This window comes from Lancefieldella parvula (assembly GCF_963547875.1).
Classification (GTDB): domain Bacteria; phylum Actinomycetota; class Coriobacteriia; order Coriobacteriales; family Atopobiaceae; genus Lancefieldella; species Lancefieldella parvula_D.
This window is the reverse complement of sequence record NZ_CAUUSI010000006.1, coordinates 57,948-71,837: the sequence shown is the minus strand read 5'-3', so window position 1 is coordinate 71,837 and position 13,890 is coordinate 57,948. Positions and strand designations below refer to the sequence as shown.

Here is a 13,890-nt window from a genome sequence, read left to right as displayed (position 1 = left end):
ACGTACTACTTGCTCGTCACCCGTTCGACGAGCTTGTTGATCTCCCACTCGGTCATGCCTGCGTCGGTCAAATACTTGCGAGCTCCAGCTGCGTAATCTGCGCCGTCGAGCGAACCGTACGTAGGCACCCCAGCAATGCAGCGAGCAATGTCATCGAACTTCACGTCAACAACGGCGTCGTAACGAGCCTTGTCGTCCTTCTCGTTAATGCCGTAATAGTTGTAGTAGGTAATCATGTAGTCGTCGCGCATCTCGTCGTAGGATGCACCGCAAAGTGCCTCGAGAAGAGCGCAGACAAAGCCCGTGCGATCCTTACCCTCGGTGCAGTGAATAAGGTAGGGACCCTTATGCAGAATGATCTCGCGCAGGCCCGCTGCCAAGCGATGGGCATATTGACCGCCACGGTAATTGGCATTGAGGTTAAGGGCCGCAACATTTCCTGCGTCGTACAAGCTCTGGTGCCACGTAATGTCGTAGTCTGCATTCTGGTAATAGCCCTGAATCTCTTCATTGGTGTCCGCGAGGTCCAAGATAAACTGCACGCCACACTTCTGAGCAAGATCCGCTGCGTAGGGCGCACGATTGTTCTGGTTATCAATAGGCGACGCCGAGCGATACATCACGCCCTCGGCAAGATTTCCACCCTTCATGGGACGGAAGTTGGCAAAGACCTCGTCACTTGCGTAGTCGGAGCGATTATTGGTGTACGTTGCATCCAGGGCCTTCTGAACCGTTGCGTACTTTTGCTTCTCGTGAAGCGTCACCGTAGCCGTATCTCCATGCTTAAGACCAGCGATTTCCCACAGAGGCTCGCCATTATTTACGCACACATAGACGTAAGGGTAGCCCGGATATGCAACAACCAGAGGCTCGTTGATTTTGGTGTAATAGCCGTTGTAGTACGGAATATCGGAGAGCTTGTATCCGTTACTAAACGTAACATCCACGCTGTCGCCGTACTCAAAGCCCAGGTTATTGAACTCGTCGATGGTGATGTCCAGGTAGCTGCCGCCAAACTTGGGCTCGTAAATTGCCTCGATTTCCCCCGTTGTGATTGACGACTGCGTTGCCTGCTGGGTAGGGTTGTTCTGCAGAAATGGGAATACGTTGCACCCAACCAGCGCAAACGAAAGCACTAACGTCAAAAACACACCCAAGGCCTTCGCAAAGCGCTTCTGTAACTTTTGCATTTCTCGCCCCGATTCTGCCGATTCTGCACGTCACATGATGCTGCGGTCAAAGGTCCCTGCGCGTCCAATGGCTCCGCACGTCCAATGGCGCTGCGTGTCCAAATAACACCACTTTGACTATACGACTGACGAGAAACCCCACCTGTCCAAACAGATGGGGTTCACATGAACGGTGTCGTTTTATCGGTGGGTGGAAAAGTCATAAAATTTTTTTGTGTATTTATTTTTCCAAATTTTCGATAAACTTGTTTACGTTATTTTTTCTTTCTTCCCACGTTAAAACCTTGTCTAATTCTTCTAGTTTCATCTTTCTTTTTTCACAGTAATCGACTAAAAATTGAGAGTATCTTTCAGCTTTTTCTTTTAAATCATCTTGTATGCTATCGTCGACTTGAAAGCTGTCTTTATCAATAAAAATATCTGACTCCGGTGATGTAATATAAAGCAGGAAATCAGAGTACTGATTATCTTGTGACAAATCATAAGATTTATCACTCATTTCAACAATAATCTGAGATTGACTACCAATTTTAATCATTTTTATCTCCTATCTGAAAGTTATATTTATTTAGTCGCATCTTTAAATATCTTTCGCCACCATCGAGAACATCTACAATAGATTGTTTAATGTCATTATCATTAAGTGCACCCGATTTATAACTTATCTCATCATCCGTATTTTCGCACACAACCACACTTCTAGCATCGCCATTGACAATAATTGGAGCAGAATGACTTACAGCAAAAATCTGCACATTCAATTTTAGTTTCTTTATTCTATCTATTAAAAAGTCTTTAATTGTCGCAACATCAAGATTATCTTCTGGCTGATCAAGAACTACATACACCCATTGTCCAGAACTAATCTTATCATTCAAGAACAATTTGAGAAGTGTTTCTGCTTTTGTTCCAGGGGACATGTCATCAATTTTTTTCTTATTTACTTTTATACAAGTTTTTAATTCTCCTACGTCCTCAAATTCTTTACTGAGTAAACTAAAATATTTCTCATAATATTGATTCAAATTATTTTTTTGACAATTTTTAAATCGTAGACCGTTAAATACAGCGTGCATACTACTATCATTTTTATGAGCAAAAGCTACTACAAGAGGTTGCAGTTCATCTTTATATTTTCCACTAAATAAAGTTTCTTTTATTTTAGAAAACGTAGTTTCATTTTCAGGAATTAAGCTTACCTCGATTATATCTTCATTATTATTAGCAGTATATGGATTGGTAGGTTCGAGAAGTTTTTTGAATTGATTGTCTGCCTCAGCATCAAGACGAGAAAGCAATATCCTCAACTCCAGTAGTTCATCGAAAAATACCTTTAATTCTTCGGATTTTTGAATATAGCTACTATGCATTGATGAGCCGTTTGATTTGTTGTAATCCTCTAATAAACTGAAATAGAGATTTACTAATTGATTTCTTCTTTCAAACCACAAACAATCAACAGAATATAATTCTGATAGCAGTCTTTTAACTTTTTCTGATAGTTCTAAAATTGAAATATCAATTTCCTGAATCTCATTATTAATATTTCTAACTAATTCTTCATCTTCAGGAAAGGCACTACTCAAGCTTTCCATTTTTCCTTTTGTGCTGAGTTCACAAATTGAGCTTGAAATTTCTTCAATTTTATCTCTTGTTTTATTGATTCCATCTTTTAATCTAGCTGGATTTACTGGCTTATCTAAAGAAACTCCAGACGGAATTCCAGTATCAAAGTGATCCATATGTTTTAATCCAGATTCATATTTTTTTGAAAATGCTTTCAACATTCTATTTTCCAGATTAAGAACTTCTTTTAATTTCTTTATTACTTCATTAGAAGTCTTTTTCTTCTCCCTTATTAAAGGTTTAATCAATTCATCCAAAAAAGTTATTTTTTCATAGTAATTCCCATCTGTATAAATACCCTCTAATTCTCCCTGCCCAAGATAAAGACAAGGTGGATTATCCGTAGTTGGAACACCGTCGTGAGTTCGAAACATTACAGAATTTTTATCAACATACTCTGAATACTGGTCTAAATCTTTTTTTGCCAATAGGCGCGCTAAGAGAGTTTTACCACTTCCTCTAGATCCAACAATACCATTAAATCCTGGAGAAAATAACAGTTTATTTTTATGTTCATTATCATCTTTTGAATAGGATGAAAAGGTAACTTCTTCTAGAAAATTTAAAGTATTTGTTTGTGGTAGATTAGGAGAGATATCTGATGTCTTTATTCGGCTTTCTGGATCGCTAATCGCTAGTAAAAGAGAGTCTAAATCACCATCAAAATCAATCCAAGTATATTTTTTTCCAATTTGGTCTAACTCTTTTGCATCACTAAACAATAAGGATGTAATTGTAGTATTTAATTCTGTAGCTAATCCATCTGAAATCGTTTTTCTACTCTTTTCACCTCCTTCTACTGCCATTGCATGACTATAGTAAAAGAGCTTATCTTTATAATCTTCGTTATTCTTTAATTTCTTTCCATTCTTTTCATTGGGAAGATATTGCGATAAATTTCTGCTGCCTTTATTTTCATGTGGAATAAATAAATATGGAATGGCGGAGATTCTTTCTTGAAAATCTTCTAAATAAATCGCTCTACCCTTCGTAAGTTTAGAAAATGATTTTTTATTTTCTTTTTTTAGATTCTCCTCAGATAGATTGCTATCATTTTCTTTTTTTAGATTCTCCTCAGATAGATTGCTATCATTTCCTTCTTGTATTTTACTAATAAACAAATCTGTCAAAATATTTGAAACATTATCTGCATATTCTAAACCAAACAGTACAATAGCATGAAAGTACGAACAGTCGCTATTAACTGTTAAATTATAGGCAGCAATAGTCTCTTCTTTAAGCTGAAAATTTATCTCAGCTCCTCCAAAAATAATCTTCCCATTAACTTCATTCTTGAGGCTACTAATTAACTTTGTATCGACGATATTATGGTCTGTAACTGCAAAAACATCCAAGTCGCTTTTAGACATCTTGTCAATAAATTTTTTTTCACTATATGATCTACTATAGCAAGAACTTGAATGAATGTGCATATCACATTTTTTAAATGTGCCGTTACTTAGCCTTGAGTCTTCCACTTTTTCCCCAATCTAATATGTAATAAAAACACATCCTTATTATATAGAGATTAGTATAAATTAATAACTTTCCTATTTTAGATACAATGTTAAATATTCCCTCAATGCATCATCCACTACATAGACATGTGTTCCATAGATGCCTCGAGTAAGAAGAACGTAGTAAATGTTTTTGATGTATTGGGTTAGCTGCTCAGCAGTTGCTCCGCCCTTGCCCTTTTTATCAAAGTAGTGGTCTTTATCGCCAACAAGCTTTCCAGTCAGTGGATCAAGCTTCAAATCTGGACCAATTATTACGTATGAGTAGCTTAAATCGTATCCCTGAGCAGTATGTACACATCCAACTTCCTGAGCATATATTGGGTTGGCTACACCATTGCCAACCCAGTTAGCAAGCATGGAATTCCATCTGAAAGACTTGTCTCCTATAACAATATCTTTAAGAGGAGAATCGACTGGTTTGCCTTTTGTTTTCCAATCCCATGCGTATCCAGCAAGCATTCTTGTCAGGTTATGCTCTGATAATTTCTTTTCAAAACTATCTGTGAAGTCATCTATTGAGTCATGCAGGACAAACTCATAGTTATCAAATGTTCTTCTCGCGGGGCGTTGATCATTCAGAATATCTGAGATGTAATTTAGATATTCCGCTCCACCTTGAACTCTCATCTGATTTTCTAGCCTAATAGGATGCCTAAGGGCATCTCCAAGTTTTTCTTCAAACGAGTTAGGATCGATATCCGCAGGCTTAATTGACTGTGATGCATCGTAAAAGAAGATTGGAAGTTTAGTGAGCTTTAATGCCCAGTCCAACTGTGTAGATTCTTTTGGCAAACCAAGCTTTTTATTTACTTCATCATAGCTGCCAAAAGCAGTAATGCCTCGGCGCGCCGTTAAACGATGCGACTCGTCAATAAGCAGAATATCAAATGGCTTCTCTTCTTCAGCGTTATAGCCAAATTTGGGATTTGCCAAATCATTAGGACCAATGACATCTCTTCCGTTAAGTCCACCAACACCCTTTAATGACTTCTTTAAAGTTACCCTTAAAGAGGTCATAGGCTCAACAATTTTGATATTCAAATCTTTGAACTTCTCGTCATCACGAAGAGCCTTTAAAAGATAGATGGCAAGAATCGTCTTTCCTGTACCAGGCATTCCTTGGACAACGATTGGTTTAGCTTTTGACAGATCAGACTCAATTGCAGAATAAATCTTATTAAGAGCAACTCTCTGATCAACAGACAAACTCTTATAAGGAGAGTATTTAAATACTTCCGATTCTTCAATTTCGCTGATGGTCTTATCTGCAAGCTCCATCCTACGGAGCTCTTCCCAAAGGTCATCAAACATTGATTCATACTTTTCTTTAGAAAAGTAATTCAAATTACTGTGACCTTCGTTTTTATTAGTGAGCTTGTAGACTCCATCAGCAGCCATAAGACCAATTAGACGGTTTTCGTAATCCTTAATAACTGACTGGTTAAACTCCTGATTAAAGATGATATTTACGCTGGTAAACAAATCTTTTTCAGAGTTTTTACTGTGTTGAGACATACGCTCACTAACACTTGTGGTCTCGCCCACATAAGCACTTCTTTGACGAGGATTATCGTTAGCCAAAATATAAACCATTGGCCAGTTTTGAACTTTATCATCATCCAATTGAAGAGAAGAGATTTCAATTCCTTGAGTCGGAGTAAATCGACACTGGTCAACAAAAAATGGAGCTCCTTGAGGAGACTCTGCATCTGACTTTGTATCGATTACTTTCATACTCCATCCCCACCTAGAAGTTAATAAATTGATTGTACTGCTAACAGGGACGATGTAGCTGCCTTAACTCTCTCTTGTACCTGTAAACACAAAGTCGCGGTTAGCAATGTGGGCGATGCCTTGAATGGTGTCGCCCTCAACGGAGCCGCCGACAGCAAAGATAACGGGACCCACAAAAGACTCAAGCTTGCCACCAAAGGTAAACGAGTTATCGGTAACCTTGCCGTTTTCAATGTCAATCTGGACACCCATGGCAGTCAGAGAGCCAGTGAGTTTCTCGCCAGATGTGATGAGGACAGCGGTACCCTCTTTGGCTCCAACGGGAGAATCCATTTGAATCTTGTATGTTCCGTCAATCATGATGCCTCTATTCTAACCAGGAGTTGTACCTGGTGTTTTGTTGGGTTGTAGCCAATGGACTGCGCTAAAACCAACTGCTGGTGGTACGCCTCTATTCTACCCAAGAAGTGTGACGGATAGATGTGGTTTCTCGCCAAGGGGTGATTTGTAGGATTTAAATAAAAGTCGGAAATTTTGCGAACGAATGTTTGACGGAGAGTTTCTGGGGTATAGGGACGATAGATAGTTCGCGCGGCACTTCTCGCCACGCTTGTAGAAAGGAACGTCCTATGGACATTTCGCAAGTTAAGAAAGTTGTAGTTGCTGGCGGCGGCGTTTTGGGCAGCCAGATTGCATTCCAGACCGCTTATCGCGGCTACGAGACCACCATTTGGCTTAGGTCCGAGGCTTCAATTGAGCGCGCTCGTCCAAAGATTGAGCACCTCAGAGAGGTGTATCTGAACACCCTCGAGGCTATGAAGAGCGATCCTAAGGCGTACGCATACGGTCTCATTGCTCAGGACGAGATTACTCCAGAGAAGCTCGACCAACTTAAAGAGCAGGTAGAGCGCGCATACAGCAACCTCAAGCTCACTTCCGATTGGGACGAGGCTTTTGGTGACGCTGACTTTGTTATCGAGTCCGTCGCTGAGAATCCAGAGCAGAAGATTGAGTTCTACACAGAGCTGGCCAAGCACCTACCCGAGAAGACTATTGTTGCAACTAACAGCTCAACCATGATTCCAAGCATGTTTGCTGCAGCTACTGGTCGTCCCGAGAAGTATCTGGCTCTTCACTTTGCTAACGAGATTTGGCGCAACCCAATCGGCGAGGTCATGGGTCACGCAGGTACCGCTCAGGAGAACTTTGACATGGTCGTCGCTTTTGCGGCAAGCATTCGTATGATTCCGGTCAAGGTTCTGAAGGAGCAGCCTGGCTACCTGCTGAACTCTATGCTGGTACCTCTTCTGGTCTCTGCTGAGCAGCTCTGGGCTAACGGCGTCGGCGACGTCGAGGACATCGACAGGGCTTGGCGTATTGGCACCGGCTCGCCAAAGGGTCCGTTCCAGATCTTGGACATCATTGGCCTGGTCACCGCATACAACGTTGCTCTGATGAGCCCTGCAGCTAAGGATCCAGAGTCCGTACAGGGTCGCATTGTCGCCCTCCTCAAGGAGAAGATTGACAAGGGCGAGACTGGCGTTGCCGCTGGTAAGGGCTTCTACGAGTACAAGTAAGGCGCGTACAGGTTACGAGCGATTTCAACCCGACATCCATTTCGTGTGGATGTCGGGTTTCTTGTGCGAAAACGCTGCTAGTGGACGGGGTTTCTCGCCAGGCTGCGGGAGGGCGGCGCGGGCACGGCGTGCATCTGGCGGACACCTAGCAGGGCGCCTTGAGGGCGCCTGATTTCTGCAAAGAATCTGTAAGTTTTGCCTAAAAGCATCAAAGAAACTGTGGATTTGCCTGATTTTGTAAAAGAATCGGTGGCTCAAATACAGATTCTTTGCACATTTCAGGCGGGTTTTGAAGTGTATCTGGTCATGAGTCGCCTCCCCGCCGTAGAATTGTTATAGTTTCGGTGCTGAAGTCCATGGGAGGCGTGAGTGGTTGAGTCTTTCAAACTATTCGTTCGGACCTACACGTATTGGGTAGGGCTCATCCTCGGCTTTGCGATAGTGCCCGGTTCCCTGCTCTTCATCGGTGGAGTCGCCCCGGTGAGCACCCCATTGTGGCTTGCCCCTCTAGCAGGACTGCTATTTTTTATCATTGATAGGCCATCAACATGGGAGACGCCGCTCTGTCGAGCATTACTGATCCGCGTATTGGGTACAGGGGTTGCGGCCATCGCGTTAGTCGCTTTTGATGCAGTTGCTTCCACCCAGTATGGATCTCAACATTGGAGTGAGACGCTCCTATCTCTCGGTCTCGGCTGGATTGCCTTCACGGTCATGGCAGGACGGATGCTCATGAGGAGCTCAGCCCGATTTGCCACGCCTACTTTCACGAACAGGGATGCGATCCGTACGTACACGACATGGATTGGAATCTTCTTCGGGATTTTCTATATCCCCGCCACGGGGCTCGCCGCAGCTGGCACTCTTTTGATGGTATTTCCACTTTATGGAGCGTTTCTCACCGGCCTGGTTCTTTTGATTGTTGACCCGCCACAACGATGGCCACAACGGAGAGTGAGAGCACTGTGGACACGACTCTTGTCAAGCGGGGCAGCAGCATTACTACTTGCTGTCACGAACTCGTTCTATCGCAGTACTGACACACACGAGATTTTCGTTGGGGACTGGCTGGGAAACCTGCTCTTCTGCGTAGGCGCTTGGGCACTTTATGCCGCAGTGGCTGGGGCCGCGTATCTTATGCGTGGCCCCAGCCACGAAGCAGATGACAACCTCAGTAAATGAATTCAGCTAGAGCTTGTCATGCTGTCCTCTTGGTTTTTTCTCTAGGCTCAACGCCCAAATAGCCGTATGCCCCATTGGAACCGTCTGTGAGAAGGCCAACGTATCTGTCATCTAATGGGTCATCAATTTGCAGTTGTTCGGCAGATCATTGGGGATGGTCAAACCTTGAAGTCCGCTGTGATTCTAAAGCCCTTCTCGCCAGATGACGAGAAGGGCTTTGTCTTTATTTACTGATAATTTTTATAAACAAGATCTATCACTTATTGATTGTCTTTAGATTTCTTGTTCTGTTCGTTCTGTATTTTCTCAAGAGCTTTTAAAAGTTCGTCTCGAGTTCTTACTAAATATTTATGGCATTTCTTTTGTATTTTTAACATCTGACGAGGACTAATCTCATCTTTTTTAGTTTCTGAATCTTTTTTCTTTTCATCAGCCGACTCATTGCCCAAAGATTCTATATCTGATTCTAGACGTACAATCTGATAATTAAGCGAATCAATGATGTCACTTACTGCAGAAGTGTCGTTATATCTTTTAAGAAGCACTTCTTCGCTAAAAGCGATTAATTTTGTGCATTCATTTAGAACGTACCCACCGTTCGTTGCAAAAGCCATTGTTACAGCTGTTGCCGCTCCGACACTTCCAACAGCTCCAAGTAAAACTCCGCCGCCAGCAATGACCATAGCCCCACCGGCCATACCAGCACCACCAACAGCAAGTGCGCCACCTCCTAGGAAAGCCAAACTAGCGCTTGTAAGCGCAGCTCCCGACAACGCGGCAATTTCTGCACCTAATACGCCAGCAATTATTGGTGCGATGGCTGGAGCTGCATAAAATGCTATACCGCCACTTAAGACTACAATCGCTAGAGTGCCAGCCGCAATAGCCATATGTTTACCGAAAGTTTTATCTAATACTTTCTGTGCGTGATCTATATAGGTCCTTAGCTGTTCTAAATCATCACTGGTAACAACATTCTGTCTTTTGCAAAACACTTCTGTTAGATAATCAGACTGGATAGTTAAGCCCTTATAATCCTTGTCATTTTTATCATGCAAAGCAAAATATGGCTTAAACATCATTGCTTCCAAAGCTATTAAGAAAACCCAAGATGAGTCATTAGAATCGTCGATCGAACTCTTAAGAGAATCATAAAGAGTTGCTTCGTCCATTAAATAATCTGTATCAACTTGATAGGAAAATTGCATCATCTCTGTGAACTTATTGGTCCACTCATTCAACCATTCAAGTTTTTTAGCAGCCCTTTTATCATGCTTTTCTTTTTCAATATCATAGAGAACAATTTGTCTGATAAGCGAATAAAGAATTTGAGCTTTCGCATCATCTAATTTTAAACAACTCAATTTTGAGACATCGAGTTCATACCTATCTTCAGCGGATTCTCCTCGCTCTAATTTCCTAGTATTTTGTATAGCTATAAAATCATTTCTGCATGCTATTACAAAAACCGCTATACCCACGTAATTTATACGCAAAAAGAACTCTTCTGCGGTTTTCTCCCTGGGAGCAGCCATTACTCCAGCGGCTACTATATCGATTCCTGTAAATACTGCGCTCGATACAGTAATCATGCGTAAAACTGCAGGTGTATTCCATGGAAGAATATCTTCTGGAGCTATTCGACTCAAATCGCGGATACTTTGGATATTAAGATCTTTGATTTCCATTGTCAGTCTTCGACAAAAATAAAATCCTCTTACGACACATTGATTAATAATCACTGGAATTGCTTGCCTTGCAATTTCCCCAAGGATACCAATCTCCATTCTTAAATCAAATGGAGTTTCTGTACCCTTAATAATTTTGCCAAGTGCGTCTCTCTTAGCCAAATATGTTCCATTAAACAACTTGGATAAAAATTGTCTAAAATTACCCTCATCATTTGCTGAATCTTTGAAAAATGGTAGTGCTGATAGCTCTTTTATTAGAGAAACTATAGGACCAGGGATTCCCGTTCCTTTACCAAATGTTCCACTAGAACCAGCCATGTCACTAACCATATGGAAAAACCATTCAATAACACCAAATACAATTTTCTCCTGAATGTTTTTTCCAATATATTTCTTATGGGATTCTGGAATGGGGACAACTAATAAGTTTCCTTTAGTGTCAGTTCCAATTGATAACTCAGTAAATTGAGTAAAAATAGAAGCAGCACATCCACCGACGCTAAAGTGGTGAGAAAAATCACGAAAATGATGTTGGCGTCCGCCTCCAAAATCATTTATATTTCCATCGGCAGCCAGAGGATGATTATTTTCTAAATAAGCTATTGCTTCTTTTAAGTTATCTCCTTTATAGCCGTCGGCTTGAGCAATCTTCAGTACAAAATTGTTAACTTGCTTTGTTCCCCATTCCCTTGCACGTTCAAGAGAAAACTTGCCTGTAAATACAACGTCAATTACTCCAGCAATTACTCCACTTGAAACAGCAACTATATAGTCAAGTTTATCTGCCTCATTTACATGTGACTCCCATTCAATTTGTTCACAAAGTCGTTCTGGAACAGTAGGTGTATCTTCCTTAGAAAATAAATTTGTTCTTAAGCTTGATGGAGCAGGCAATAATCGCTGATTTGGAGTTACGATATTATAAAGAACAATTGGATTATCAATATTAGCGTCCATTAGTACCATCCTTAATTGATAAAGAATTAAACCAAATCAACACTGCAAAGCAAAATAAACTAAATCGATTTCCTTTAATAGTAATACTCAGGAATACTAATCTACAGCTGATTTACTAACAGATTAATAAACCTGCATGTAAAAAGCCCTTCTCGCCAGGTGACGAGAAGGGCTTTGTTTGTGCGAGTTTGACGTGCGGTGATGCGCGGTTTGCGCACGGACACGCGTCAGAGGTCGTCGGAGCTCGGAACGCAATAGGCTGCCGGAGTTCGAAGCACTTACTTCAAAAACTCCTTGACGGATGCAAGGACGCTTGGAGTATCCAGACCGTACTTAGCAAGAACCTGAAGTGCTGGTCCGGACTCGCCATAGGTGTCCTGAACGCCAATGACCTTGACAGGAACAGGAGTGTTCTCGGAAAGTGCCTGGCAAACCGCACTGCCCAGACCGCCGATAACGGAGTGCTCCTCAATAGTCACAACCTTGCCGGTCTTTGCTGCAGAAGCGGTAATCAGCTCAGTATCCAGAGGCTTAATAGTGTGAATGTTGATAACCTCGGCGTTGACACCCTCTGCTGCTAGCTGCTCGGCAACCTCAAGAGCCACAGGAACCATAAGTCCGCAGGCCACCAGCGTAACGTCAGCACCCTCCTTAAGGACAATGCCCTTGCCAAGTTCGAAGTGGTAGTCAGGGTTGGCGTTGAAAACAGGAACAGGGAGGCGGCCAAAGCGCATGTAAACAGGGCCATCATGGTCGTAAGCGGCCTTGACGGCGGCCTCGGCCTCAACAGCGTCGGATGGAATAATGACCGTCATGCCAGGAATGGTACGCATAACAGCAATATCCTCATTGCACTGGTGAGTAGCGCCGTCCTCTCCTACCGAGAGGCCTCCGTGGGTAGCGCCAATCTTGACGTTGAGGTGCGGGTAACCCACTGAGTTTCTAATCTGTTCAAACGCACGACCAGACGTGAACATTGCAAACGAAGTCGCAAAGACCTTGTGGCCCGTAGCCGCAACGCCTGCTGCCATGCCAATCATATTGGCCTCAGCGATGCCGCAGTCCACAAAGCGATCAGGATACTCCTCGCCGTACTTGCCGGAACGAGTTGCCTCTGCCAAGTCAGCATCAAAGACGAGAAGATCGTCGTGCTCTTTACCAAGCTCTACCAGGGCTTTTCCGTAAGCCTCTCTGGTGGCAATTTTCTGTACGTCTGCCATGTTATGCCACCTCTCCCTCAAGCTCTTTCATGGCCTGCTCGTATTGCTCCTGGTTAGGAGCCTTGCCGTGCCAGCCTACCTGGTTCTCCATGAAGGAGACTCCCTTGCCCTTTACGGTGTGGGCAATAATGACGGTTGGCTGACCCTTGACGGTACGAGCCTCAGCAAATGCAGCAGCAAGCTGTTCAAAGTCGTGTCCATCAGATACATCGATGACGTGGAATTTGAACGCCTTGAACTTCTCGCCAATTGGCTGCGGAGTGTTGATCTGATCAAGCGAGCCGTCAAGCTGCAGGTTATTGTTATCAACAATAAGCGTGAGGTTATCAAGCTGGTGGTTGCCAGCAAACATGGCAGCCTCCCAGACCTGGCCCTCTTCAATCTCGCCGTCGCCCAGAAGTGCGTAGACGCGGTAGTCCTTGTTGAACTTCTTACCAGCAAGCGCCATACCAACAGCGGTAGAAACGCCCTGGCCCAGGGAGCCGGTGCTCATATCAACGCCAGGAGTATCGTTCATGTTTGGGTGACCCTGAAGGCGCGAGTTGAGCGCGCGGAAAGTCTTGAGCTCCTCCTTGGGGAAGAAACCGCGCTCAGCCAAAACGCCGTAAAGTGCAGGAGTAACGTGACCCTTTGAGAGCACAAAGCGATCCCTGCAGGGGCAGTTTGGCTTGGTGGGGTCTACGTGCATCTCCTTGAAGTAGAGATAGGTCAGAATTTCTGTTGCAGAAAGCGAGCCACCGGGATGGCCGGATTTGGCCGTAAAGACCTGCGTGAGGATGCTTTTGCGCACCTCACGAGCAACCTGTTTAAGGTCGACGTCCATGTAATTTCCTTTCACGTATTGCGTGCGAGAAACGCAGCAGGTCGGCGCCACGCGCAAGCCGGAGCTGCGTGCGAGTCAGCGCTTACAGACCGAACTTCTCGGTAAGCTTTTCCTTCATTTCATCCTTATCAAGGATGTTGGAGAGAACGATCTTCTCGTCTTCTGGAATGCTGGCGATAAAATCCTCAAGGTCGCGAGCAACAATAAAGAGGTCAGCTGCGCCAGGAGTAACGTCGGAAACGGTTGAGTGCTCAACCTCAACGCCGCTCACGCCCAGCTCATTCAGGACGTCCTGGATCTGCATCTCAACCATAAGGCTGGAGCCAAGTCCACTTCCGCAACAGCAAAGGATCTTCTGGATAGCCATAAA

The 13,890-nt window shown here is 43.4% G+C and carries 11 protein-coding genes; 2 read left to right on the top strand and 9 right to left on the bottom strand.

Annotated features, from left to right (window positions below; all coding sequences use genetic code 11):
• Nucleotides 1-5 precede the first annotated feature (5 nt).
• The 5 genes from RWJ96_RS03815 to RWJ96_RS03795 all read right to left on the bottom strand — a co-directional run bounded on the left by RWJ96_RS03815 (nt 6) and on the right by RWJ96_RS03795 (nt 6,430).
• Entirely contained in the window at nt 6-1,190 is a 1,185-nt protein-coding gene (locus tag RWJ96_RS03815) for a tyrosine-protein phosphatase (protein WP_314019034.1), read from the bottom strand.
• 220 nt (nt 1,191-1,410) lie between these two features.
• Nucleotides 1,411-1,728, bottom strand: a complete 318-nt coding sequence (locus RWJ96_RS03810; protein WP_314019033.1) for a hypothetical protein — start codon at nt 1,726-1,728, stop codon at nt 1,411-1,413.
• Nucleotides 1,721-4,294 carry a hypothetical protein gene (locus RWJ96_RS03805; RefSeq protein WP_314019032.1) on the bottom strand — a complete coding sequence of 858 codons (2,574 nt, stop codon included), beginning with the start codon at nt 4,292-4,294 and terminating at the stop codon, nt 1,721-1,723. Before RWJ96_RS03805 ends, RWJ96_RS03810 begins: the two co-directional genes overlap by 8 nt.
• A gap of 72 nt (nt 4,295-4,366) precedes the next feature.
• The gene (locus tag RWJ96_RS03800; protein ID WP_314019030.1) at nt 4,367-6,070 is read right to left on the bottom strand and encodes a DNA/RNA helicase domain-containing protein; all 1,704 of its coding nucleotides are present in this window, start codon (nt 6,068-6,070) and stop codon (nt 4,367-4,369) included.
• 63 nt (nt 6,071-6,133) lie between these two features.
• The gene (locus RWJ96_RS03795; protein ID WP_035435560.1) at nt 6,134-6,430 is read right to left on the bottom strand and encodes a hypothetical protein; all 297 of its coding nucleotides are present in this window, start codon (nt 6,428-6,430) and stop codon (nt 6,134-6,136) included.
• A 269-nt stretch (nt 6,431-6,699) separates the two neighbouring features.
• Between RWJ96_RS03795 and RWJ96_RS03790 the strand changes: the two genes are divergently transcribed.
• Both RWJ96_RS03790 and RWJ96_RS03785 read left to right on the top strand, forming a co-directional pair.
• Nucleotides 6,700-7,647 carry a 3-hydroxyacyl-CoA dehydrogenase gene (locus tag RWJ96_RS03790; RefSeq protein ID WP_314019029.1) on the top strand — a complete coding sequence of 316 codons (948 nt, stop codon included), beginning with the start codon at nt 6,700-6,702 and terminating at the stop codon, nt 7,645-7,647.
• Between the two features lie 369 nt (nt 7,648-8,016).
• Complete coding sequence (locus RWJ96_RS03785; RefSeq protein ID WP_314019028.1) at nt 8,017-8,829, top strand: hypothetical protein; 813 nt, start codon at nt 8,017-8,019, stop codon at nt 8,827-8,829.
• Between the two features lie 260 nt (nt 8,830-9,089).
• Here RWJ96_RS03785 and RWJ96_RS03780 read toward each other — a convergent pair whose 3' ends face one another.
• The 4 genes from RWJ96_RS03780 to RWJ96_RS03765 form a co-directional block, all read right to left on the bottom strand.
• On the bottom strand, nt 9,090-11,477 hold the full coding sequence (locus RWJ96_RS03780; protein WP_314019027.1) for a hypothetical protein: 2,388 nt from the start codon (nt 11,475-11,477) through the stop codon (nt 9,090-9,092).
• A gap of 278 nt (nt 11,478-11,755) precedes the next feature.
• Nucleotides 11,756-12,697 carry a transketolase family protein gene (locus tag RWJ96_RS03775; protein ID WP_314019026.1) on the bottom strand — a complete coding sequence of 314 codons (942 nt, stop codon included), beginning with the start codon at nt 12,695-12,697 and terminating at the stop codon, nt 11,756-11,758.
• A 1-nt stretch (nt 12,698) separates the two neighbouring features.
• The gene (locus tag RWJ96_RS03770) at nt 12,699-13,520 is read right to left on the bottom strand and encodes a transketolase (RefSeq protein WP_314019024.1); all 822 of its coding nucleotides are present in this window, start codon (nt 13,518-13,520) and stop codon (nt 12,699-12,701) included.
• 82 nt (nt 13,521-13,602) lie between these two features.
• The gene (locus tag RWJ96_RS03765; RefSeq protein WP_314019023.1) at nt 13,603-13,887 is read right to left on the bottom strand and encodes a PTS sugar transporter subunit IIB; all 285 of its coding nucleotides are present in this window, start codon (nt 13,885-13,887) and stop codon (nt 13,603-13,605) included.
• Nucleotides 13,888-13,890: the final 3 nt, after the last annotated feature.